22 protein-coding genes are annotated in these 22002 nt (G+C 65.2%); 14 read left to right on the forward strand and 8 right to left on the reverse strand.

All coding sequences use genetic code 11. The annotated features are described in order from the left end of the window. Positions 1 to 8 precede the first annotated feature (8 nt). Complete coding sequence (chrA, locus tag FFS21_RS22220) at positions 9 to 1181, forward strand: chromate efflux transporter (protein ID WP_137926892.1); 1173 nt, start codon at positions 9 to 11, stop codon at positions 1179 to 1181. Here the strand turns inward: chrA and FFS21_RS22225 are convergent. After that, a complete protein-coding gene (locus FFS21_RS22225) occupies positions 1178 to 1606 on the reverse strand; it encodes a VOC family protein (protein WP_137926893.1) in 429 nt (142 codons plus the stop codon). The two genes, chrA and FFS21_RS22225, sit on opposite strands and share 4 nt — an antisense overlap. An 89-nt stretch (positions 1607 to 1695) precedes the next feature. On the opposite strand from FFS21_RS22225, the gene FFS21_RS22230 reads away from it, so the two are divergent. Together FFS21_RS22230 and FFS21_RS22235 are read left to right on the forward strand one after the other, a co-directional pair. After that, the gene (locus FFS21_RS22230; protein WP_137926894.1) at positions 1696 to 2310 is read left to right on the forward strand and encodes a TetR/AcrR family transcriptional regulator; all 615 of its coding nucleotides are present in this window, start codon (positions 1696 to 1698) and stop codon (positions 2308 to 2310) included. Continuing rightward, on the forward strand, positions 2307 to 2945 hold the full coding sequence (locus FFS21_RS22235) for a DUF2459 domain-containing protein (RefSeq protein ID WP_137926895.1): 639 nt from the start codon (positions 2307 to 2309) through the stop codon (positions 2943 to 2945). The genes FFS21_RS22230 and FFS21_RS22235 overlap by 4 nt, the downstream gene beginning before the upstream one ends. Here FFS21_RS22235 and FFS21_RS32130 read toward each other — a convergent pair. After that, positions 2942 to 3091: a hypothetical protein gene (locus FFS21_RS32130; RefSeq protein ID WP_160473570.1), complete on the reverse strand. Its 150-nt coding sequence runs from the start codon at positions 3089 to 3091 to the stop codon at positions 2942 to 2944. The two genes, FFS21_RS22235 and FFS21_RS32130, sit on opposite strands and share 4 nt — an antisense overlap. Positions 3092 to 3216: 125 nt before the next feature. Next, the gene (locus FFS21_RS22245) at positions 3217 to 4764 is read right to left on the reverse strand and encodes a catalase (protein WP_137926897.1); all 1548 of its coding nucleotides are present in this window, start codon (positions 4762 to 4764) and stop codon (positions 3217 to 3219) included. 496 nt (positions 4765 to 5260) lie between these two features. Here FFS21_RS22245 and FFS21_RS22250 point away from each other — a divergent pair, with 496 nt between their 5' ends. Next, positions 5261 to 5566 carry a hypothetical protein gene (locus FFS21_RS22250; RefSeq protein WP_137926898.1) on the forward strand — a complete coding sequence of 102 codons (306 nt, stop codon included), beginning with the start codon at positions 5261 to 5263 and terminating at the stop codon, positions 5564 to 5566. A 114-nt stretch (positions 5567 to 5680) separates the two neighbouring features. Here the strand turns inward: FFS21_RS22250 and FFS21_RS22255 are convergent, their stop codons facing one another. Next, positions 5681 to 6763 carry a porin gene (locus tag FFS21_RS22255; RefSeq protein ID WP_137926899.1) on the reverse strand — a complete coding sequence of 361 codons (1083 nt, stop codon included), beginning with the start codon at positions 6761 to 6763 and terminating at the stop codon, positions 5681 to 5683. Positions 6764 to 7074: 311 nt separating this feature from the next. Between FFS21_RS22255 and FFS21_RS22260 the strand changes: the two genes are divergently transcribed. Beyond that, complete coding sequence (locus tag FFS21_RS22260; protein WP_137926913.1) at positions 7075 to 9459, forward strand: penicillin-binding protein 1A; 2385 nt, start codon at positions 7075 to 7077, stop codon at positions 9457 to 9459. 67 nt (positions 9460 to 9526) lie between these two features. On the opposite strand, the gene FFS21_RS22265 is transcribed toward FFS21_RS22260, so the two are convergent. Further along, entirely contained in the window at positions 9527 to 10318 is a 792-nt protein-coding gene (locus tag FFS21_RS22265) for an EAL domain-containing protein (protein WP_237380457.1), read from the reverse strand. A gap of 225 nt (positions 10319 to 10543) precedes the next feature. Here FFS21_RS22265 and FFS21_RS22270 point away from each other — a divergent pair, with 225 nt between their 5' ends. The 7 genes from FFS21_RS22270 (at position 10544) to FFS21_RS22300 (ending at position 17044) form a co-directional block, all read left to right on the forward strand. Beyond that, entirely contained in the window at positions 10544 to 10927 is a 384-nt protein-coding gene (locus FFS21_RS22270) for a nuclear transport factor 2 family protein (protein WP_137926900.1), read from the forward strand. A gap of 194 nt (positions 10928 to 11121) precedes the next feature. Beyond that, positions 11122 to 12243, forward strand: a complete 1122-nt coding sequence (locus tag FFS21_RS22275) for a substrate-binding domain-containing protein (RefSeq protein ID WP_137926901.1) — start codon at positions 11122 to 11124, stop codon at positions 12241 to 12243. A gap of 77 nt (positions 12244 to 12320) precedes the next feature. Beyond that, positions 12321 to 13355, forward strand: a complete 1035-nt coding sequence (locus FFS21_RS22280; RefSeq protein WP_137926902.1) for an ABC transporter substrate-binding protein — start codon at positions 12321 to 12323, stop codon at positions 13353 to 13355. A 23-nt stretch (positions 13356 to 13378) separates the two neighbouring features. Then, the gene (locus FFS21_RS22285) at positions 13379 to 14197 is read left to right on the forward strand and encodes an ABC transporter permease (protein WP_137926903.1); all 819 of its coding nucleotides are present in this window, start codon (positions 13379 to 13381) and stop codon (positions 14195 to 14197) included. Positions 14198 to 14209: 12 nt separating this feature from the next. Next, a complete protein-coding gene (locus tag FFS21_RS22290; RefSeq protein WP_137926904.1) occupies positions 14210 to 15112 on the forward strand; it encodes an ABC transporter permease in 903 nt (300 codons plus the stop codon). Next, the gene (locus tag FFS21_RS22295) at positions 15105 to 16163 is read left to right on the forward strand and encodes an ABC transporter ATP-binding protein (RefSeq protein ID WP_137926905.1); all 1059 of its coding nucleotides are present in this window, start codon (positions 15105 to 15107) and stop codon (positions 16161 to 16163) included. Before FFS21_RS22290 ends, FFS21_RS22295 begins: the two co-directional genes overlap by 8 nt. Then, on the forward strand, positions 16160 to 17044 hold the full coding sequence (locus tag FFS21_RS22300; protein WP_137926906.1) for a phosphodiesterase: 885 nt from the start codon (positions 16160 to 16162) through the stop codon (positions 17042 to 17044). The genes FFS21_RS22295 and FFS21_RS22300 overlap by 4 nt, the downstream gene beginning before the upstream one ends. A gap of 101 nt (positions 17045 to 17145) precedes the next feature. On the opposite strand, the gene FFS21_RS22305 is transcribed toward FFS21_RS22300, so the two are convergent. Continuing rightward, positions 17146 to 17979, reverse strand: a complete 834-nt coding sequence (locus FFS21_RS22305; protein ID WP_137926907.1) for a hypothetical protein — start codon at positions 17977 to 17979, stop codon at positions 17146 to 17148. A gap of 128 nt (positions 17980 to 18107) precedes the next feature. Continuing rightward, positions 18108 to 18707: a tetratricopeptide repeat protein gene (locus FFS21_RS22310; protein ID WP_137926908.1), complete on the reverse strand. Its 600-nt coding sequence runs from the start codon at positions 18705 to 18707 to the stop codon at positions 18108 to 18110. Between the two features lie 459 nt (positions 18708 to 19166). Here FFS21_RS22310 and FFS21_RS22315 point away from each other — a divergent pair, with 459 nt between their 5' ends. Beyond that, a complete protein-coding gene (locus FFS21_RS22315; RefSeq protein WP_137926909.1) occupies positions 19167 to 19796 on the forward strand; it encodes a response regulator in 630 nt (209 codons plus the stop codon). A gap of 12 nt (positions 19797 to 19808) precedes the next feature. Next, entirely contained in the window at positions 19809 to 21596 is a 1788-nt protein-coding gene (locus FFS21_RS22320) for an ATP-binding response regulator (protein ID WP_137926910.1), read from the forward strand. Positions 21597 to 21623: 27 nt separating this feature from the next. Here the strand turns inward: FFS21_RS22320 and FFS21_RS32135 are convergent, their stop codons facing one another. Next, positions 21624 to 21791 (reverse strand): hypothetical protein, encoded by a 168-nt coding sequence (locus FFS21_RS32135; RefSeq protein ID WP_171020470.1) that lies wholly within the window; start codon positions 21789 to 21791, stop codon positions 21624 to 21626. Positions 21792 to 22002 lie beyond the last annotated feature (211 nt).

The raw sequence follows: 22002 nt of genomic DNA on the forward strand, positions 1-22002 counted from the left end.
CCGCCCCTATGCGTGCCCTGCTCGAAGTCTTCACCGTGTTCCTGCGCCTGGGCCTGACCTCGTTCGGCGGGCCGGTGGCGCATCTCGGCTATTTTCGGGAAGCCTTCGTGACGCGCCGCCGCTGGCTGAGCGAGTCGTCCTATGCGGATATCGTGGCGCTGTGCCAGTTCCTGCCGGGTCCGGCCAGTAGCCAGGTGGGCATGGTCATCGGGTTGTCCCGCGCGGGCTACGGCGGGGCGCTGGCGGCGTGGCTGGGCTTTACGCTGCCGTCGGCGGTGGCGCTGATCCTCTTTGCGATCGGGCTGTCCCACTTCGGCAACGTCATCCCGGCCGGCGCGTTGCACGGCCTCAAGCTGGCCGCCGTAGCCGTGGTCGCGCAGGCTGTCTGGGGGATGGCTCGCTCGCTATGCCCCGACACGCCGCGCCTGTCGATGATGGCACTGTCATCCACCGCGGTGCTGTTGATGCCGTCGCCGTGGGTCCAGGTCGGCGCGATGGTGCTGGCGGGGGTCATCGGCACGCGGCTGTTCCGCGCCGAAGCCCCTGCCTCCCATGAGCCGCTGGCGATTCCGGTCGGACACGGGGTGGCCGTGGTCTGCCTGCTGGCCTTCGCCGCGCTGCTGGTGCTGCTGCCACTGGCCGCGCAGGCTTCCACCCATCATGCGGTGGCACTGTTCGATGCCTTCTTCCGCGCCGGCGCGCTGGTGTTCGGCGGCGGCCACGTGGTGCTGCCCCTGCTGCAAGCCGCCGTGGTGCCGCCGGGGTGGGTCGACGCCGATACCTTCCTCGCTGGATACGGCGCCGCACAGGCCGTGCCGGGACCGCTGTTTACGTTCGCCGCATTCCTCGGCGCGGCGGATACGCGCATGGGCGGATGGGGTGGAGGCTTGCTCGCCGTGGTGGCGATCTTCGCCCCGTCCTTCCTGCTGGTCTTCGGCGCGCTGCCATTCTGGGAGCGGCTGCGCCGCAACGCTGCCACACGCGCGGCGCTGGCCGGCGTCAACGCCGCCGTGGTGGGGCTGCTGCTGGCGGCGCTCTACGATCCGGTCTGGATCAGCGCCGTCCACTCGGCCCCCGACTTCGCGCTGGCGGTGCTGGCCGTGATCGCGCTGACGGTATGGCGCGTGCCGCCGTGGCTGGTGGTGGCTGGCTGCGCGCTGGGCGGATGGGCATTGGGCTAGGCCGGCCGCGCGTCATCGTCGTAGCTCGCCGCGAACTCTGCGGACGGGGCGATGGGCGTAATGATGTCGAGCATGACGCCGTTGGGATCGGCGGTGATGAAGTGGCGCTGCCCGAATGCTTCGTCTCGCAGCGGCAGCAGGATCGGCAGGCCGGCGTCTTTCAGGCGCGCGTGCACGGCATCGACATCCTCCACCTCGAAATTGATGAGCAACCCCGCCGCCGTCTTGCCGCGTCCCTCGGCGGGGATCGTGTCGTGGTCGGCATCCAGGATGGCGAGGTTGACCTGTGCATCGGCCTCGGCCTGAAGGTGGACGTACCAGTCCGCCTCGAACAGCGGCCGAAATCCGAAATGGCGCTGGTAGAACGCCGCGGTATCGGCCACGTTGCGGGTCATGATGACGGGGTAATAGCTGGTGGTCTTCATCGTGTTGTCTCCAGGGTTGGCTGAGGCGGCGTGCCTGACGTAACATACAGACTGTATCTTTCTTCATCATATACATACAGGCTGCATGTATGCAAGACGCAAAAGCGCGCTCCAACCAGGAACGCACGCAGGCCACTCGTACTGCCCTGCTGGCGGCGGCGCGGCAGTTGTTCGTGCAAAAGGGCTATGCCGGCACATCGACGCCCGAGATCGTAGCCGCCGCCGGTATCACGCGCGGCGCGCTGTATCACCATTTCGCGGACAAGCAGGCCCTGTTCCGCGCCCTGCTCGACGATGAAGCGCGCGCCGTAGCTGCCGAGATCGAGCACGTCGCGCCCATCGACCTGCCCGTACGCGATGCGCTCGTGGCCGGCAGTCTGGCCTACCTTGCGGCGATGACAGTGCCGGGACGCACGCAGTTGCTGCTCGTCGACGGACCCGCCGTGCTCGGCCCATCGGCAATGTTCGCGCTCGATGCCGAACATGCGGGCCGCACACTGCGCGAAGGGCTGCAAGCCGCTGTCGGGCAGGGCCTGCTGAACGTTTCGACATCGGATGCGCCGGTGGATGCGCTGGCCGCCCTGCTCTCCGCAGCCTTCGACCGGGCCGCGCTGGAGGTGGCAGCCGGTGCCGATGCAGAAGCGTTCCGCACGGCCATGATCGGACTGGTCGAAAGCACCGTGCCGACGGCAAGCGCGCCATGACACCGGCCCGCCGGTTGCCGCTCGCGGTAGCCATCGCCGCAGCACTCCTGCTGGCGGGATGCGCCACGCCAGCCGCGCGTGCCGCGCCGCCAGTGACTTTCATCGACGTGGTGGAACGCGACTGGCATACCGACGTCTGTATCCGCACGGTCGATGCCGACGCGCAACTGCTGCGCGTCACCGTGGGCTACGAAGGCTCGAACTATCTCTGCTTCGGATTCGGAGATCGCCACTATCTGATGAGCGGCGAGCGCGGCCCGATGACGCTGCTTTCTGCGCTGCTACCCGGTGAGGGCGTGCTGCTGCTGACGATCCTGCGGGACACCCCCGCTGCCGCGTTCGGCAAGGACAACGTGGTACGGCTCGACGTGGACGCCGCAGGCATCCAGCGCCTGCGCGCCTTCCTGAATCGCAGCGTGCAAACCAATGCCAGCGGCGCGCCGGTGAGTCTCGGCGACGGCCCTTATACGGGCGGGCTGTATTTCGGGGCCACGGCGCGATACGCGGGTTTCTACACCTGCAATACGTGGACTGCCGATGCGCTGCGCGAGGCCGGCATTCCGATCCTCGGCCCGGTGCTGTTCGCGGAAGGCATCATGCGCCAGATCCGCGACGTTACGGAAACAGCACCCTAGCAGGGTCCGGGATTGCAGACCGTGGTCGTGCCCGGTGCCGGGGTGACCACAGTGGTACGTTGCGGCGGATTGGGATCGCTGCTGCTGACCGACACACAGCCGGCCAGCCATATCGGCACGAGCAGGAGGACGGCGATTTTCGGCATGGCTTTCCGCGTGGCTTCCAGCATGGTTGACTCCCGCCAGGGTGCGCAGGTGCGCGACACAGCCAGTATAGGCAGCCGCCGTGGCAGGCTGCCATCCTTCATGCGCCTACGTATCTATAGCGATCTCAATTCTTGAGACTTGTCGCGCGGCGCTCCACCTCGGCCAGATCGCCCTTGACTGCTGCCGTCAGGCGTTTGCCGTAGTCGGCATCGGCCTTGTAGAAGTGGCTCAGCATGACGTGCTTCACTTCGCTGCTCTTCACCACGCCCAGGTCGGCCGCCAGATTGCCGATCAGGTTGGTCTTGCCCGACGCCGGCAAGGCCCGGTAGTAATCACCGGCCTGGCTGAAGTTATCGGTCCGGGCGATGGCCTGGGTCTGCGTGGTGCCGGTCAGCGGCGTACGCATATATTGATAGTGCGGATTCTCCGAGTAGGCCCCGGCCCGGCGCGACGGCTGGTAGTTCACGTCACCCTTTGTGCCATCGGCATCGCCGTAGCCATCCACCTGATAGTTCTTTACCGGCACCCGCGGACGATTCACCGGCAGCTTCTGCTTGTTGGCGCCCAGGCGATAGGTCTGCGCATCGTAGTACGAGAACAGGCGGCCCTGCAGCATGCGGTCCTCGGACGGCTCGATGCCGGGCACGAGGTTGGACGGTGCGAACGCCGACTGCTCCGTGTATTCGAAGAAGTTATCGGGCACCTTGTTCAGCGTCATCGTGCCGACCTTTTTCGCCGGGATGCCGGGCCAGATCTTGGTGGCGTCGAGCGGGTCGTATTGCGTCTTCGCCAGATCCTCGGGCTTCATCAACTGCACGTACAGATCCCATTTCGGATGCTGGCCTTCCTCGATGGCCATGTAGAGATCCGCGGTCAGGTTGTTGAAATTCATGCCCTGGATCTTTGCCGCCTCGGCACGGGTCAGGTACGCCTCGCCCTGCTGGGGCCGCCACTGGAACTTGGCATAGTTCACTTCGCCCTTGGCGTTCACGAGCTTGTACGCATGCACGCTGTTGCCCTGCATCTTGCGGTACGACGCGGGAATGCCGAGGTCCGAATACAGCTGCGTCAGCATGTGCGTGCTTTCGGGCTGGTGGCTGAAGAAATCGAAAAAGCGGTTCGGGTCCTGCAGGTTGCTCACTGGCGACGGCTTGAGCGAATGCACCATGTCCGGGAACTTGATCGCATCGCGGATGAAGAAGATCGGGGTGTGATTGCCGACGAGGTCCCAGTTGCCCTGGTCCGTGTAGAACTTGGTGGCAAACCCGCGCGGGTCCCGCACGGTCTCGGGCGATCCGCGTCCATGAATCACGGTTGAGAACCGCACCGTCACGGGCGTGACCTTGCCCGGCGCGGCCAGCAGGCTGGCGGTGGTCAGATCCGAGAAGTTACCGGCGGACACGAACTCGCCCTGTGCGGCGGTGCCGCGCGCATGCACGACGCGCTCCGGAATGCGTTCGCGGTGAAAACGCTGCAGCTTCTCGATCAGGTGCACATCCTGCAGCAGCGTGGGGCCGTTCGGTCCTGCGGTCTGCGAGTTCTGGTTGTCACCGACCGGCGCACCGTTGTCGCGGGTCATGGTCTGTGCGGCGACAGGTACGGCCAGCGCGGCGGACAGTCCGAGCACGGCCAGGTGAATACGGGAAAAACGAGGGAAGCGAGGTGCTGCCATTTGGGGGGATCTCCTCGATATCGCCACAAGAGCGACGGGGTGAGGGGGCGCCCACGCATGGTATGAGCCTGGCCGGCACCGGGCCATTTGCATATTCCGATGATGCCGATGCACAGCAGCAATCACATTCGTCGATCACGCCGGAACGTGCGGGGGCTGTTGCAGTGCCCCAAATAAAAAGAGCCGTCCTGAAGACGGCCCGATTCCCCGCTCTACACAAAGGTCCTCGCCATGCCCGGCGCTTCTGTCTGCAACCGTGAGCTTCCGTGGCTTAACGACAAGGCATCCACGCCGGTCCGAGGCGACTGCGGTCGCATCCGAGGTTCCCGACTTGTACTGCGGAACCGGCTGCGTGACATTCTGGTGATGAAATATTTCGGCAATAAGAAAGCGTAGCGGCTCAGGCGCCACATTCGCCCCACTTCGGAAACACATCGCAACGTCTTTCCATCGGTGGACTCTCTAGAATGAAACAGACCAGCAAAACGGAGTCGCCATGAAACGCAATCCTCCTGCCAGCACGGAAACCACCGCCGACGGTCTGGCCGCCTTGATCTATCACATCGCCCATGGTGCGAGCCAGGGCCAGCTCGATCCCGAGTTCGTGCGCAAGCTGACCAAGCGTGTGGACAAGGAACTGGAAGCGATGGAGACCGCGCGCCACCTGTCGCGCCCTGACCGTGACCGGCTGCACCATGCCATAGAGACGCTTCACGCTACGGTGGATGCCGAGGAGGGTGCAATGCTCACGCGCTCGCTGGAGCGGCTGCGCGCCTCGGACAACGGTGCCGTGCCCAACTGACCCTGCGAACGCGCCCCCCAAAACAGAACGCCCCTCTTCCCGCCAAGTCGGGTGAGGGGCGTTTGTTATCCGGCAGGGGCGGGGGGAAAGGCCCCGTCTGCCGGTGTCTCCTGCTTAGAAGCGGTGACGGATGCCGACCACGGCGCCGGTCTGGTTCGAACCTGCCTGAACCGGGATCGAGCTGCTCATGCTCAGGGCGGCGTTGCCCTTGTTCTTCGTGTAGCCGATGTTCAGGTATGCGTCGGTACGCTTCGAGAACGCGTAGTCGGCCGACAGCACAAACATCCACGGATCGTTGTCGCTGTTGTTGGTGTCCTGGTAGTACGCGGCACCCGTCAGCGACAGGGCCGGCGTCACGCGGTACAGACCGCCCACCCAGTACACGTTGTTGCGCGTGGCGGCAGTCGTGGCGCTGGCGATGCCGTCATCGCGCATCCAGCGATAGCCGGCGAACACCTTGGCCACCTGGAAGTCGTACGACGTACCCAGGGCCCAGCGCTTGACGGCCTTGTCCGAGACAGCCGTCGTGGCGCCCTGGTACTGGTCGTAGGCGGTGCCCACCGAGAAGCCACCAGCGGCGTAGGCCACACCGGCGCCGAAGTTGCGGCCAGCCTTGTAGTCGCCCGGCACTTCGCCGTTGTTGTCGCGGCCCGTGCTGTAGAAGGCCGTGGTGGTCAGGCCACCGAACTTGCCCGTGTACTTCAGCGCGTTGTCGGCGCGGCCGTTGAAGGCCGAGTCAACCGAATTCAGCGAGAACTTCGGGCCGACAGCCATCGGGTCGTAGGCGCCGAACAGGTCGTACAGCGAGTTCTGCTGGCGACCCAGGGTCACGGCGCCGAACGTGCCTTGCAGGCCGACGAAAGCCTGGCGGCCGAACAGGCGGCTGCCCTGGCCCGACGTACCGGTGTCGATGTCGAAACCCGATTCCAGCGTGAAGATCGCCTTCAGGCCGTTGCCGAGGTCTTCCGCACCACGCAGGCCCCAACGCGAACCCGACAGGTTGCCGGAGCTCATGCGGACCGAATTGCCCACGGTGGCCGGTTGGCCAGCGCCGTTGGACTGGGTCACGTGGTTGCCGAATTCGACGCCAGCATCGACGATACCGTACAGCGTCACGTTGGAAGCCGACTGGGCCGACGCCACGCCGGAGAGGGTGCAGGCGCCTGCAGCTGCCAGCGCAAATAGAGCTTTCTTCACTGTGAGTTTCTCGTTTTGTTAAGACATTGAGATGCTTCCCCGCCTCGTCCCGGCTGTGTGAACCTTACATTTCTGTCACTTTCGGAAACGATGACCGTTGGGGGCAGGCGAATTGTTTCAATCGAATGTGAAATTCATGTGACGGTCTGGCCGCACTTTGGTGCGAGTACATCGAAAAGCCGCGTCTCGTTGTTTTTTCGCACCAAAACATACGGGTTTTCCCGATCCGCGGTTTGGTACGATGCAGCCTTTCTGTGAAAGGCATTTGACGGTTTCGTGGCGTTTTGCCCGCGTCCGCCCTGCCTGCCTCGATGCGCCCGGATTTCTACAAGACCCATATCGCCCCACGGCTCGCACCGCTGCGCCAGCACCTGCACCGCCCTACCCGGCGCACCGCGTTGCTGGCTGTCGCTGCCATCCCGGCGCTGTTCCTGCTTTATGTCATCGTCCTGATCCCGTTCACGCCGGGCATCAGCGATATCCGCAAGGCCAAGTCCGAACAGCCCGCCCAGGTCCTCTCGGCCGACGGCAAGGAACTGGCGGTTTACCGCTGGGCGAATCGCGACTGGGTGACCCTGGCCGATATCTCGCCCAACGTGGTCGATGCACTGATCGCCACCGAGGACCATCGCTTCTATCAGCACCATGGGCTGGACTGGCGCCGCACGGCCTCCGCCGCGCTGCACACGTTCTCGGGCGACCGTCAGGGCGGGTCCACCATCACGCAGCAGCTGGCGCGCAACCGGTATCCGGACGATATCGGCCGGGCGCCCACCATGACGCGCAAGCTCAAGGAAGCCATCACCGCGTTCAAGATCGAGGCGCTGTACTCCAAGGAAGAAATCCTGGAGACGTACCTGAACACCGTGCCGTTCCTGTACAACGCGTTCGGCATCGAGATGGCCGCGCGCACGTACTTCGACAAGTCCGCCCGCAAGCTCGACGTGCTTGAAGCCGCCACGCTGATCGGCATGCTCAAGGGCAACAGCTACTACAACCCGGTGCAGAACCCCCAGCGCGCGCTGGAGCGCCGGAATGTCGTACTCGGGCAGATGGTCAAGCGCGGCAAGCTGGACGCCGGACGCTACGCGATCCTCGTCAAGCGGCCACTGCGGATCGATTTCGAGCGCCAGGTGGAGGAGCCGGGCCCGGCCGCCCACTTTGCCCAGCAACTGCGCAAATGGCTGATCGCGTGGGCAGACCGCCACGACTACAACCTCTATACGGACGGACTGGTCATCCGCACGACGATCGATTCGCGGCTCCAGGCGGCAGCCAACCAGGCTGTGGCGCGCCAGGGCAACCAGCTTCAATCGATTGCCAATGCCGCATGGGCACCACGTGCAGGATGGGGGGAGAGCCGCGCACTGGTGCAGGCGTTCGTGCGCGAGACCCCCGAGTTCCGCAACGCCGTGGCGGCCGGGCAGCCCGAGGACGAGGTGCTGCAGCACCTGATGCGCGACAACGCATTCATGCAGACACTGCGTCAGACCAAGACCCGCGTGCAGGCGGGCTTCATGGCGCTGGACCCAGCCTCGGGCGAGATCCGCGCCTGGGTCGGCAGCCGCGACTTCAGCGTCGACGCCTTCGACCACGTGGCACAGGCGCGCCGCCAGCCTGGTTCCACGTTCAAGCCGTTTGTCTACGGCGCCGCGTTCGCTCGCGGCGAAAGCCCCGACGAAACGTTCATCGACCAGCCCGTGGAAATGAAACTCGCCGGCGGCGAAATCTGGCGCCCTGCCGACGAATCCCCGCCAACGGGACGCGCCATGAGTCTGCGCGACGGACTGGTCTATTCGAAGAACACCATCACCGCGCAGCTCGTGCAGACCATCGGGCCCGAGCGCGTGGCGCGGTTGGCACGCGCCATGGGCGTGCGCGACAGCAAGCTGGAAGAAGTACCGTCACTGGCGCTGGGAACGAGTCCGGTCACGCTCAGGGAAATGGTGTCGGCCTACGGCACCATCGCCAATGGCGGGCAGTACATCGCCCCGTCGATGCTGACGCGCATCGAGGACCGCGAAGGCAACCTGCTGGCGCAGTTCCGGCCTGCCTCGCCAGAGCGCGCGCTGTCGGCCACGGCCAACGATACGTTGCTCGACGTGATGCGTGACGTGGTGGACCGGGGCACGGCTACGGCCATCCGCAGCCGTTACGGCATCCGCGCCGACGTGGCCGGCAAGACCGGCACCACGCAGGACAGCGCCGACGGCTGGTTCATCCTGATGCATCCGCAGCTCGTGGCCGGTGCCTGGGTGGGCTTCAACGACAGCCGCGTGACGCTGCGCAGCGACTACTGGGGCCAGGGCGCCCACAGCGCGCTACCCATCGTCGGTGATTTCTATCAGCGCGCCATCCGTGCACGGGTGGTGGATGGTCGCGCCCGCTTTGCGGAAGTCGATCAGCGGACCTGGTATTCGGGACTGACCGATACGGTGCGCGGCTGGTATCAGAAGCTGTTCGCGTCGAAGAAAGCTGAAGAAGCGGTGTCGGCGCCGAGACCTACGCCACGGCGGCCTGTGCTGCCGACTACCGAGGCGGAGGCGTTGCCACCGGCTTCGTCGCCATCGGTTGCCGCCGACAACGGCATGGCGCTGGACCCGGGTGAGGTGGTGGAGGCGGTGCCGGCTTCGGAGGTGGAGGTCGAGCCAGTGGAAGCGAGCGGGGCCGCGGCTTCGGCGCCTGCGGCGTTGTAGAAGCCTGTCTTCCCATCTTTGTTTGCGCCCCTCTCCCGCAAGGCGGGAGAGGGGCGAAATTCAGCCCCTACTTCGCCAACCGCAACCGTCCCCGATGCAGCGCCCGCAGCGACGCGTCCGACAACGTCAGCGGCGGTTCCGGCGAGGGTCTCGCCAGCAGGTAACCTTGCGCCAGGTCGATGCCCAGATCGCGGCAGACCACGAGGTCGTCCTCTCGTTCGATCCCTTCGGCAATCAATTGCGTGCCCGATGTACGTGCCAGCTTGCATAGCGCCTGCAGTGCCTCGCGCTGGAACGGCGACGATGCCACGCCGTCGATGATCACGCGGGCAATCTTCACGTAGTCCGGTTTCAAGGCGATCCACTGCCCCAGGCTGGCGTGGCCGGTGCCATAGTCGTCCAGCGCGAACTGCGCGCCCCGGCTACGGATCGAGAACACGGCCTTGGCCAGTGTTTCCATCGGCCCCAGCGGCGCCTGTTCGGTCAGTTCCAGCACGATGCGGTCCGACGGCAGCCCCTGCCCCTGCAGGAAGACGCGTACCTCGTCACGCGTATCTTCGATGTCGCGGAGGGAATCCGCGCTGTAGTTCAGGAACAGCTTGCCGGGCAGGCCCAGGTCCATGAACGTGCGGATCGAGATACGCGCGGCCAGCCGCTCCAGCGCAACGTGTTTGCCCACGCGCGCCGCTTCGGCGAACAACGCGATAGGGCTCTCCAGCGGCGAGCCTGCCGGGCCGCGGATCAGTGCCTCGTAACCAAATACATCGCCCGTGACGAGCGAGCCGATCGGCTGGAATACCGGCCGCAGCAATTTGTGTTCGAGGCAATCGGCAATGGAGGGCGTCAGAGGTCGTGACAAGGCTTTGCGCTCAAACAGGCTAGGTATCGTTCTTGTACGAATCAGCTGTGGGCAGATGCCACTCCCACTGCTGATCTATCGGCATCCGCCAGCCCGACTTGAGTGTTGCCGCCTACTGCTTTGGGAGGGTGGCCCGGCCAGCATCCGTCGACGCACCCACTATTTTGCATACAATTTACGGATACAATGATCGGCCGTTCCACCCCAGACAAACCGGAGACAAGCATGACCAACCCCGCCGCCACCTCGCAGCACATTCCCGCCCTTGCCCCGCTGGAGCAATACCTGGAAGCCCATCGCACAGGCCGGGCCGAGTTTATCTTCGCGGCTTTCCACGCCGACGCCCGCATCATTTCCTTCCGCGACGGCGCCCTGCACTCGCTGACCGTCGAGGAATTCTCGAAGCGCTTCCAGGGTGAGCCGCAGCCGGACGAGGCGCAGCGCCGCCGCCATATCGCGAGCTTCGACGTGGTGGGCAATGCGGCCACGGCCAAGATCGTGCTCGATTATCCGGAAGTGGTCTTTACTGACTATATGAATCTGCTGCAGATCGACGGGGTGTGGAAGATCGCCAACAAAACGTTCAGCGCGGCACCCAAGACGAAGTAACGGCGGCGCGCCAATTCCCGCCTGTCATCGTCCCGTCACACGTGCCCGTGACAATGCGCGGCAATGACAGGCGCGGGAGTCTGCACTGACCAAATTGCGGCAGTGCAGCGCAGATATTCCTTGACGCCTGATTTTTCGGCGCTTCAATGAAAACGTTTTCATTGAGTGTTCGAGCGATCGATCCGAGAGGAACCATGCCGCCATCCCGTCGTGCCGCACTCACGCCCCGCCTTGCTTCGGCCGAACCCGGCCATGGCGTGACCCTGGCCGATGTGGCATTGGCCGCCAAGGTATCGCTGGCCACCGCCTCGCGCGTCTTCAGCCATCCGCAACTGGTGCGCGAGGCCACCGCCCAGCGCGTACATGACGCCGCACGGCGCCTGTCCTTCCGCCCCAACCTCCTCGGCGCCAAGCTGCGCGCCCAGCAGACGCGCATCATCGGCGTGATGCTGCCCACCCTCGACAACGCCGTATTTGCCGAATGCTGGCGCGGCATCGAGGAAGCGGCAATGTCCGCAGGCTACTCCCTGATGCTGGTGACGAGCAACTACGATCCGGCACGCGAGCGCGAGCGGGTGGAATATCTGTTGCGGCATCGCGTCGATGGCATGGTCCTGACCGTGGCCGATGCCTGCGACAGCAACGTGCTCGATCAACTCGACCAGGAAGCCGTGCCATACGTGCTGGCCTACAACCAGGTGACCATGCGTGCGAATGGGCAACCCAATGGGCAGCCGCGCCATTCCGTCTCCGTCGATAACCGCACCAGCGCCGCCGAAGGCGTCCGGGCATTGATCGCCGCCGGGCACCAGCGCATCGCTGTCGTGTCAGGCGCCTTCACCGCATCGGACCGTGCACGGCAGCGCTTTGCCGGCTACGAGGATGCGATGCAGGCCAACGGCCTGCCGGTGCTCGAACCGGTCAACCTGCCTTCGCACACCGCCAGCAACGCCGACCAGATTCGCGCGCTGATGGGGACCACCTCCGCGCCTACCGCATTCTTCTGCACCAACGACCTGCTCGCCATCGGCGTGATCTCCGACCTGAAACGCCTGGGCCTGCGTGTGCCGCGCGATGTGTCGGTGCTCGGCTACGACGGCATCGCGCTCGGGGCGCTCGTCGAGCCGCCATTGGCCACCGTCGTGCAGCCCAACGCCGATATCGGCGCCCAGGCCATTGCGCGCCTGCTGCGCCGCCTGGGCCATCAGGGCGCCGGTGCCAGGATCGAAGAGATGACCCAGAACGGCGCCGATGACAGCGCGTTGCTGCTGCCGCATGCGCTGCGTATCGATGGCACCGTCGGTCCGCCCGCCTGACTTCGAGTTTTTGTTCGCTGTTGCCGCACCTTCGTCAGACTCACCCCGTTATCCGATACCTCACCAGGGAGCCTTACATGTCGACGCAATCCTTCTGGCGCCGCCCGCTGCGCTGGCTGGCCATCACCGCATCCGCCGCCACGCTTGCTGCCACGTTCAGCCAGGGCGCCGCCGCGCAGACCGCCATCTGCTACAACTGCCCGCCGGAATGGGCCGACTGGGCCGCGCAGATCCGCGCGATCAAGGAAAAGACCGGCGTCACCGTGCCGCACGACAACAAGAACTCGGGCCAGTCGCTCGCGCAACTCGTGGCCGAGAAGGCCGCCCCCGTGGCCGACGTGACCTACCTCGGCGTGACCTTCGGCATCCAGGCCAAGGCCGATGGCGTGACGCAGCCGTACAAGCCCGCGCACTTCAACGACATCCCCGACGGTCTCAAGGACCCGCAGGGCAACTGGTTCGCCATCCACTCGGGTACGCTCGGCTTCATGGTCAACGTGGATGCGCTGCGCGGCAAACCCGTGCCGCAGTCGTGGGCTGACCTGCTCAAGCCCGAATACAAGGGCCTGATCGGCTATCTCGACCCGGCCAGCGCGTTCGTCGGCTATGTGGGCGCCGTGGCCGTGAACCAGGCCCTGGGCGGCACGCTCGACAACTTCGGCCCGGCCTTCAAGTTCTTCCGCGACCTGCAGAAGAACCAGCCCATCGTGCCGAAGCAGACCGCCTATGCGCGCGTGCTCTCCGGTGAAATCCCCATCCTGCTGGACTACGACTTCAACGCCTATCGCGCCAAGTACAAGGACCGCGCCAACGTGGCCTTCGTGATTCCGAAGGAAGGCTCACTGGTGGTGCCGTATGTGATGAGCCTGGTCAACAACGCGCCGCATGCCGACAACGGCCGCAAGGTGCTGGATTTCGTGCTGTCCGACCAAGGCCAGGCGCTGTGGGCCAACGCCTACCTGCGTCCGGTGCGCAACGTGCCGATGCCAGCAGAGGTGCAGTCGCGCTTCTTGCCGGCCGCTGACTACGCACGCGCCAAGCCCGTGGACTTCGGCAAGATGGCCCAGGTGCAGAAGGCATTCAGCGACCAGTACCTGAAGGAAGTGCGCTAAGTCCGCGCAGCCCACCCTCGATCATGACCCAACGCTCCCCCGCCCTCTTCCTGTTCGCGCTGCCAGCGCTCGTCGTATTCCTGGCGTTCTTCTGCCTGCCGATGGCACGGCTGATCGAGGTCAGCCTGACGGGCAAGCAGGGCGCGGGTGTGTACTGGATCGTGCTGTCGAGCCCACGGTACCTGCACAGCCTGCTGGTCACCGTGGTGCTGTCCGCGCTCGTTACGCTGGCGACGCTGGTGATCGCCGGCATTTCGGGCACGTTCCTGCAGCGCCACTCCGTGCCGGGCAAGCCCATGCTGGTGGCCATGCTGACGTTTCCGCTGGCGTTCCCCGGCGTGGTGATCGGCTTCATGGTCATCATGCTCGGCGGACGCAACGGCCTGCTTGCCAACATCGGCGATGCACTCGTTGGCGAGCGCTGGACCTTTGCCTATGGGCTGGTCGGCCTGTTCGTCGGCTACCTCTATTTTTCGATTCCGCGCGTGATCCTGACCGTGATGGCCGCCGTGGAAAAGCTCGATACCTCGCTGGAAGAAGCGGCCCGCTCGCTGGGCGCCAGCCCGTGGCGCGTGGTGCGCGACGTGATGCTGCCTGCGCTGATGCCGGCCATGCTGTCGAGCGGTGCCATCTGCTTTGCCACGAGCATGGGCGCGTTTGGCACCGCCTTTACGCTGGCCACGCAACTCGACGTGCTGCCGCTGACCATCTACAACGAGTTCACCAACTACGCCAACTTCGGCATGGCCGCCGCGCTGTCGATCCTGCTTGGCGTAGTCACCTGGGCCCTGCTGGCGCTGGCGCGCTGGTACTCCGGCGACGCCGTTGCCGCCACGGCCTGAGGGACTTCATCGATGAAAACATCTGTCACGTCCCAACCCCGCCGCACCGGATACTGGCTGCAACTCGCACTCACGCTGGCCGTCTGCGCATTCATGACCGTACCCGTGGTGCTGTCCGTGCTGGCCGGCCTCACCAACAACATCTTCGTCGGGCTGTCGAGCGGGCTGACCACGCGCTGGCTCGTCGAAGTCTGGTCGCTGTATCGCAACACCATCTTTCTGTCGGTGGGCATCGCGCTGGCCTGCCTGGCCTGCACGCTGGTAATCGGCGTGCCTGCCGCGTACTACATGGCACTGCGCCGCAATCGCGTGACGCGGCTGATCGAGGAACTGCTGATGCTGCCCGTGGCGGTGCCGGGTCTGGCTACCGCGCTGGGGCTGATCCTGCTCTACGGCAGCCTGCAAGGGCTGCGCACAAGCTGGGTATTCATCCTGATCGGTCACGTATTGTTCACGCTGCCGTTCATGGTGCGATCGGTGCTGGCGATTCTCTCGGCCATCGACATCCGCACGCTCGAAGACGCCGCCGCCAGCCTGGGCGCCACGCGGATGCAACGCTTCTTCACCGTGGTGCTGCCGAACTGCCGCCAGGGCATCCTGGCCGGCGCGTTGATGGTGGTCACGCTGTCGATGGGCGAATTCAACCTGACGTGGATGCTGCATACCCCCACCACGCAGACACTGCCCGTAGGACTGGCCGACAGCTACGCGTCGATGCGGCTGGAAATCGGCTCCGCCTACACCATCGTCTTCTTCGTGATGATCATTCCGCTGCTGGTCTTCATGCAGTGGATGAGTGCGCTGGGTGCTCGCGCACGCCGCCACACGCCGGATGCCGTTGCCGAGTCCATTGCCCCGCTCGCTACCTCCCCCCAAACGACCACGCGCCCTGCCGCCGAGACCCGCCATGCATGAACCGACTTCGATCCGCGTGCGCCAGTGCGCCAAGACCTTTGCCGATGGCACCGTCGCGCTGCAACCGCTCGACCTGGACATCGGCGCTGGCGAAACGGTCGTGCTGCTCGGCCCCTCGGGCTGCGGCAAGACCACCACGTTGCGCATCATCGCCGGTTTGGAGCAAGCCGATGCCGGCGGCGAGATCTGGTTCGGCGATACGCGTGTGACGGACCAACCCATCGAGCGGCGCGGCGTGGGCATGGTGTTCCAGAACTACGCGCTGTTTCCGAACATGACCGTGGCCGAGAACATCGGCTATGGCCTGCGTGTGCGCCGCACCGATGCCGCCACGCGCCGTCGCCGTGTGGACGAAATGCTGGCGATGATGCATCTGGAACCGCTCGCGGACCGGCGCATCGATCAGCTATCGGGCGGCCAGCGTCAACGTGTGGCACTGGCCCGCGCCATCGCCGTGCAGCCGCGCGTGCTGCTGCTCGATGAACCGCTCACCGCGCTGGACGCCAAGCTGCGCGACACCCTGCGCGCCGATATCAACCAGTTGCTGCGCAGCCTGCGTATCACGGCGGTGTATGTCACCCATGACCAGGCCGAAGCCATGGCGCTGGGCGACCGCATCATCGTGATGGACCGTGGCCGCATTGCGCAATCCGGCACGCCGCAGGATATCTACCGCCAGCCAGCCAATGCCTTCGTGGCGGACTTCATCGGCACGATGAACCATCTGACAGGGCAAGCCGAAGCCGGCCGCTGGCGTGTGCCGGGCGGCACCGTGCCGATGGGCCCGCCACAGGAGATGCCGGTGTCCGCATCGGTGCGATTGATGTTCCGCCCCGAGGACGTCACGCTGGTCGAGGCCGATCACGCGCATGTAGAAGGCGCGATCGTGACCGCGCTATTCCTCGGCGATCACACACGTCTGCTGGTGGATGTCGGCGCCGGTGCACCGCTCATCGTCGATACGGCACGGCGCGACGCCTGGCAGACCGGCCAGCGCGTGGGCCTGCGCATCGACACCAATCACCTGATCACCCTTCCACAAGCCGCATGACCGTAGCCACGTCCAACACGCCCAACACGCCTGACGCGCTCGGCAAACCCTATCTCGTCGCCCAGATCACCGACCTGCATATCAAGGCGGGCGGTAAGCTGTCTTATCGCCGCGTGGACACTGCCGGTGCATTGCATGCGTTGATCGACACCATCCTGGCCGCACCGCAACTGGCCGACATCGTGGTGGTCACCGGCGATCTGGTCGACTTCGGCGACGAGCACGAATACCGCTTCCTGCGCGATATCCTGCAGCGCCTGCCGATGCCGGTGAAACTGCTCCCCGGCAATCACGATCACCGCACGTCGCTGCGGCGCGTCTTTCCCGATCACGACTACCTGTTCGAAGCCGGAGATGGCGAGGCACCGATGCACTACGCCATCGATGCCGGACCGCTGCGGCTCATCGGCTTCGACTGCACGCAGCCCGGTCAGCCCGGCGGCCGCGTGCAACCCGATGGCCTGGCCTGGCTCGACGCCACGCTGAATGCCGCTCCCGTGCGCCCGACGCTGGTCATGCTGCACCATCCGCCCTTTCATACCGGGATCGGACACATGGACGTGCAGGGGCTCGACAACGCCGCCGCGCTGGAAGCGGTTATCGCCCGCCATCCGCAGGTGGAACGCGTGATCTGCGGCCATTTGCATCGGCACATCACGCGACGCTTCGGCGGCACGATTGCGATGACCGCACCGGGCCCGGCCCATCAGGTGGCGCTCGACCTCGACCCGCAAGCCGCGTCGCGCTTTCGCATGGAGCCGCCTGGCTACCTGCTGCACTGGTGGCACCCGTCGCACGGACTGGTCACGCATCTGGCCGCCAGCGGCGACCACGGCCCGCTGCATCCGTTCTTCGATGCGGACGGCAGGCTAATCGACTAGAACGTCGACCCAAACATCAAGCTGGAAAGAAACCGCCTCAGGACGAGGCGGCTCGATCTCCCGCCTGCCGCCAGGGCAGGCCAGGAGATCAGCGAGGCAGATTACGAACCGACCTTCAACTGGCCGCCGCGACCCAGGCCGCCCTTGACTTCCTGGGCCTTGTAGTTGCGCAGCGAGACAACCATGTTGTTGTAGGCGTCCATGAACGCCGCCACGGTGGCCTTGCCTTCCGGCGTGCGCGAGAAACCGCCCAGGCCGCCAGCGGCACCGCCGCCGAACGCGCCCAGCGCCGCACCGAAGTTGGTGGCCGTCGCATTGCCTTCCGAGATCGACAGTTGTACGCCCGAGCGGATGTCCATCATGGTCAGCGTCACGACCGAGACCTTGCTCGACATGGCGCCGCCCACCAGCGCACCCACGCTGCCGAACAGGCTGCCCACGCCCGCGGCCAACTGGCCCGTGGGATCGTTGTCGATGATGATGGCCGGTTCCATGTAGTAGTCGGCGGCCACGCGCTGACCCTTCTGCTGCTTCGAACCGGCGCGGAACTCGCCCGAGTTGCGTTGCTTGTCCGTGATCGCGGTGAGCTTGCTCTCGGTACGATTGTTGCCCACGGACGTGATCACGAAGCAGTTCGACTGTTGCACGGCCAGGCGAATCAGCGGCTCGATGGTCGTGATCTTGGTGGCCGCGCCAAAGCTCGCATACCACTCCTTGCCCCGGCCATCGTCCACCGCCAGCGTGCCAAGCGGCTTGTCGCAACGTTCCAGCGTCGGATTGGCATTCACGCTGGTGGCGCCGCCCGCAGCGCCCGTGGCGGCCGTCGGCGCGTTGCCGGTGGTGATCGAACCGCCGCCACCGGGCATGCCGGCGCAACCTGCCAGAACCAGGGAAGCGGCCAGGGTGGCCAGGCGCAAAGATGTCTTCTTCTGCATGAGAAACGCGTTCCTGTAGACGGATAGATAAGAGATTCAGGGAGCGATGCCCACGCGGGAAGGGTTCCGGCGCGAGCGGGGGCGGAAGTGGCCTGCGTGGCAAACCTGCCGCAGGCCTCAACCCATGCCTAACGCAGGTACCAGCCGGAATTGCCCCAGACGTAGTAGTACGGATAACCGCTGTACCAACCGATCCAGGACTTGCGATAGGCTTCGCGCACGCGATACAGGGCCTGCTCGTCCTTCTTGGCGGCCTGCGCTTGCGGAATCAGTTCGGCGGCTTCCTTGTTGCCCTTGGCCGCCGCACGGGTCAGCCAGGCTTCCGCCTCGGCGGGGTCCGAGCCCATTTCCTCGAAACCCATCAGGTAGAGACGCCCCAGCGCCAACTGGGCCTGCACGTGGCCGTTGTCGCCAGCCTTGCGCAGCCATTCGATTGCCTGGTAGCTGTTGCGCTCCACGCCATCGCCACGCAGCAGGCGCAAACCCAGGTCATAGGCCGCGTTCGGATTGCGCTCGGCCACCTGCACCAGCGCGTTGAAGCGCCGCTCGGCCTCGGCATCCACCGGGGCGCCCTGGAACGTCGAGATACGGCGGTCCTGATCCGTGCAGCTATTGCCATTGCACAGACGCACCGTCTGCGAACGCGGCGCCAACTGCGACTCCGGGCTTTGTGCACACCCGGCAACGACAACCAATGCGGAAAACAGGAAGGGAACGACAACCTTCATAGCAGACTCCACCCCGATATATTTATTTTTTCTGCTACAAAAATCACTTTTTGTAAGCAAACGTGTCGATTGTAACAGCATTGCATGTACCGTTTGCAATACATGAAAAGAGGGGTATCGGGCGTTTGTTGCGTGAGGGGTACGGTGAGTGGGGGACTTCGGCGCCACTTATCCGTGATTGTCATAGATCACTTCAGGAAGTCAAAGGCCGAGGCAAGGCCGCCTGACGTCCTCAATCGCCACACAAAAAAATACCCGCAGCCGGGAGGTAGCGGGTATGAGAAGTGGTATGGACAAGTCGCGGAATTTGTCCATGGCCGACTCTGTCACCCGCCCACTACGCTGCCAATAATCTTTCCGGACTACTTCTATCGATCGAGGCCGTGCGGGCATGGACAAGCCGCGTCGAATCCAGTCCAATCAGGAACCTGCCGTTTCCGCCACTTGCGTCCTGCCCCCATGTCGCGCGCCCGCCTGCTGCTTATCGACGATCACACCCTGTTTCGCACCGGCCTGAAGCTGCTGCTGGCCGACAGCCCCAGCGTGGCGTCGATCATCGAGGCTGGCGCCGTGATGCAGGCCGTGGAGCAGCATGGCACCCAACCCGTGGATATCGTGCTGCTCGATATCCAGATGCCTGGCCTGAACGGGATCGAGGGCATACGGGTGCTGCGGCGGCACTTTCCGGCCGCGCGCATCGTGATCGTCTCGGGCACCTCCGGCATCGAGGCGATCCCGGCCGAAGCGCGCCGCGAGATTGCCGGGTTCCTGCCGAAGTCCGCCGATGCGCACGAGATCGAGCAAGCCATTGCGGGTTGCCTGGCGGGCGGCACGCATTTTCCCGCGGAGGAACACCGCACCCTGGCCACATCCGCGTACCAGCCGAGCCAGCTCACACCGCGCCAGCTGGAAGTGCTGAACCAGCTCAACCTGGGCCGCTCGAACAAGGTCATTGCCTATCACCTGGGCTTGTCCGAAAACACGGTGCGGGTTCATGTGGCGGCGATCCTCGATCACCTGGGCGTGGTCAGCCGCGTGGAGGCCATTCTGGAAGCGCAGCGGCGCGGCCTCGTGCAGGCCCAGCGCTGATTCCGCGCAACCATGGCCCTGTCGCTCCCGCCCCTGCTGCGCCGCCTGCCCCTGCTTCCCCGTTACGCCGAGCCGCGCCTGCTCACAGGGCAGATGGAGCTGATCGACCAGAGCTTCGGCATGGCCATGCTCGGCTGCTCACTGGCCGCGCTGATCCTGGGGTTAGGGCTGGCGCTGACCGATGGACACCCGGGCGGCCTGCCGTGGGCCACCGCGACGGTGGCGCTCTGCGCCCTCGCGCATTTTGGCCGCTTCGCCCTGCCGGGCCGGCTGACCGAATCCGGGTCGGGCCGCTACGCCCGCGCCATGACCGCCATGCTGGTGCTGATCGGCAGCTTGTGGGGCCTGGCCGCATGGCTCTATCTCGATATCCGCTCGCCGGCGGTGGTGATCTGCGTGCTGTCGCTGATCGCCGGTATGAGCGCCGCCGCGCTGGCAGTCTTCTCGGCCTGCCTGCCCGTGGCCGTGGGCTTCTTCGTGCCTGCCATCGTGCCGGTGTGGATCGTCTTCCTGAACACGCACGATGTGGCCTACCTGCCGATGTTCCTCGGCACGCCGCTCTACCTGTTTGTGCTGATCGTGTTTGCGCGCAACTACTCGCGCGTAGCTGCGCATGCCATTGCGCTGCGCTTCGAGAACGTGGAGCTGATTTCACAGTTGCGCAACCAGACCGCACGTGCGGGCCATGCGCAGCGCGCCGCCGAAGAAGCGAATCGCGCCAAGTCTGTATTCCTGGCATCGGCCAGCCACGACCTGCGCCAGCCACTGCATGCACTTGGCCTGTTCCTGGTCTCGCTGGGCCGCACGTCGCTCGACCCTCATCAGCGCCAGTTGCTTGACCACATCGAGGCATCGTCTGGCGCAGCACGCGAGATGCTGAACACGCTGCTCGACTTCTCAAAGCTCGATGCCGGCGTGGTGACGCCGCGCCCCAAACCCTTCCGGCTGCAGCCGATCCTGCACAAGCTGGAAAACGAGTTCGCGCCGCAAGCCAACGAACGCGGCCTGGTCTACCGCACGCGCGACACCACGGCCACGCTGTTCGGTGACCCCACGCTGATCGAACTCATCCTGCGCAACCTGATTGCCAACGCTATCCGCTACACACACAGCGGCGGGCTGCTCGTGGGTTGCCGGATCCGGCGCTTTCATGTGTCGGTGGAAGTCTGGGATACCGGCATCGGCATTCCCGCTGCGCAGCACGTCGAGATCTTTCGGGAATTCCACCAGCTCGGCAATCCGGAGCGCGACCAGCGCAAGGGACTGGGGCTGGGACTCGCGATTGTCGAAGGACTTGCGCGCACGATGCAGACGCGCGTGACGGTGGCGTCCGTCCCCGGCCGGGGATCGGTCTTCCGGCTGCGCTTGCCGCTGGCCTGGACGGCGCCCGAGGAAACTGCGCATCCCGACATCGCCGTGCGGCTCGACGGCCTGCGCGTCCTTGTGATTGACGACGACGCCGCCATCCGCGAGGCGATGGCCGGACTGCTCTCTGTCTGGAACTGTCCGAGCCGCACCGCCGAAACCGAAGAAGACGCGCTCGCCGTGGTCGACAGCGGCTTCGTGCCCGACCTGATCCTGGCGGACTATCGCCTTCGCGGTCAGCGTACCGGCCACGAGGCAACGGCGGCTATCCGCGAACGCGCGGGCCGCCAGATTCCCACCATCATCATCACCGGCGATACCGCCGCCGATCGCCTGCGCAATGTCCACGCTGGCGGCACCGCGCTGCTGCACAAGCCCGTAGTGCCCGGCGAACTTCACGCGGCCATCAGCGGCCTGCTTCGCGCAGGCGCATGAACACGATGCGAGAACGCCCTGCGGGCATCAGCCAATAGGGCGCATCGGCATCAGCGAATAGGCAAAGACGAGCACGCCGACGATGGCCGGCGAGACGTACTTGAACGCCAGGCTCTGCGACTGCACGCCCAGATAGGCATACATGCACAGCAGCAACATGGCGCAGATATAGACGAGGCTGTCATAGACTTGCATGGTGTCTCCCAGAGTTCGTTCTACGACTACTTCTGTGACGCGCGGGCCGGCTCGTGGGGCACCCGCATTTTGTAATGCCGCTGCAATCTATTGAGGCCGATGGTCGCGCCATCGTCAGGGCGCGGCAATCATGGTTATCCCTTCGTTATGGGCGTTTGAGGGATGGTGCGGTGCGGGGGGGATGTGGGGGATGTGATGGGCTCCCCTCTCC

The sequence above is a fragment of the Cupriavidus sp. 2SB genome (genome assembly GCF_005503625.1).
Lineage (GTDB): Bacteria > Pseudomonadota > Gammaproteobacteria > Burkholderiales > Burkholderiaceae > Cupriavidus.

Coding starts and splice junctions, on each gene's coding strand:
- FFS21_RS32135 (WP_171020470.1), bottom strand. CDS start 21,791: ATGCAAGTCTATGACAGCCTCGTCTATATCTGCGCCATGTTGCTGCTG.
- FFS21_RS22315 (WP_137926909.1), top strand. CDS start 19,167: ATGTCGCGCGCCCGCCTGCTGCTTATCGACGATCACACCCTGTTTCGC.
- FFS21_RS22295 (WP_137926905.1), top strand. CDS start 15,105: ATGCATGAACCGACTTCGATCCGCGTGCGCCAGTGCGCCAAGACCTTT.
- FFS21_RS22245 (WP_137926897.1), bottom strand. CDS start 4,764: ATGGCAGCACCTCGCTTCCCTCGTTTTTCCCGTATTCACCTGGCCGTG.
- FFS21_RS22280 (WP_137926902.1), top strand. CDS start 12,321: ATGTCGACGCAATCCTTCTGGCGCCGCCCGCTGCGCTGGCTGGCCATC.
- FFS21_RS32130 (WP_160473570.1), bottom strand. CDS start 3,091: ATGCCGAAAATCGCCGTCCTCCTGCTCGTGCCGATATGGCTGGCCGGC.
- FFS21_RS22300 (WP_137926906.1), top strand. CDS start 16,160: ATGACCGTAGCCACGTCCAACACGCCCAACACGCCTGACGCGCTCGGC.
- FFS21_RS22260 (WP_137926913.1), top strand. CDS start 7,075: ATGCGCCCGGATTTCTACAAGACCCATATCGCCCCACGGCTCGCACCG.
- chrA (WP_137926892.1), top strand. CDS start 9: ATGCGTGCCCTGCTCGAAGTCTTCACCGTGTTCCTGCGCCTGGGCCTG.
- FFS21_RS22320 (WP_137926910.1), top strand. CDS start 19,809: ATGGCCCTGTCGCTCCCGCCCCTGCTGCGCCGCCTGCCCCTGCTTCCC.
- FFS21_RS22310 (WP_137926908.1), bottom strand. CDS start 18,707: ATGAAGGTTGTCGTTCCCTTCCTGTTTTCCGCATTGGTTGTCGTTGCC.
- FFS21_RS22235 (WP_137926895.1), top strand. CDS start 2,307: ATGACACCGGCCCGCCGGTTGCCGCTCGCGGTAGCCATCGCCGCAGCA.
- FFS21_RS22225 (WP_137926893.1), bottom strand. CDS start 1,606: ATGAAGACCACCAGCTATTACCCCGTCATCATGACCCGCAACGTGGCC.
- FFS21_RS22285 (WP_137926903.1), top strand. CDS start 13,379: ATGACCCAACGCTCCCCCGCCCTCTTCCTGTTCGCGCTGCCAGCGCTC.
- FFS21_RS22275 (WP_137926901.1), top strand. CDS start 11,122: ATGCCGCCATCCCGTCGTGCCGCACTCACGCCCCGCCTTGCTTCGGCC.
- FFS21_RS22270 (WP_137926900.1), top strand. CDS start 10,544: ATGACCAACCCCGCCGCCACCTCGCAGCACATTCCCGCCCTTGCCCCG.
- FFS21_RS22305 (WP_137926907.1), bottom strand. CDS start 17,979: ATGCAGAAGAAGACATCTTTGCGCCTGGCCACCCTGGCCGCTTCCCTG.
- FFS21_RS22230 (WP_137926894.1), top strand. CDS start 1,696: ATGCAAGACGCAAAAGCGCGCTCCAACCAGGAACGCACGCAGGCCACT.
- FFS21_RS22290 (WP_137926904.1), top strand. CDS start 14,210: ATGAAAACATCTGTCACGTCCCAACCCCGCCGCACCGGATACTGGCTG.
- FFS21_RS22250 (WP_137926898.1), top strand. CDS start 5,261: ATGAAACGCAATCCTCCTGCCAGCACGGAAACCACCGCCGACGGTCTG.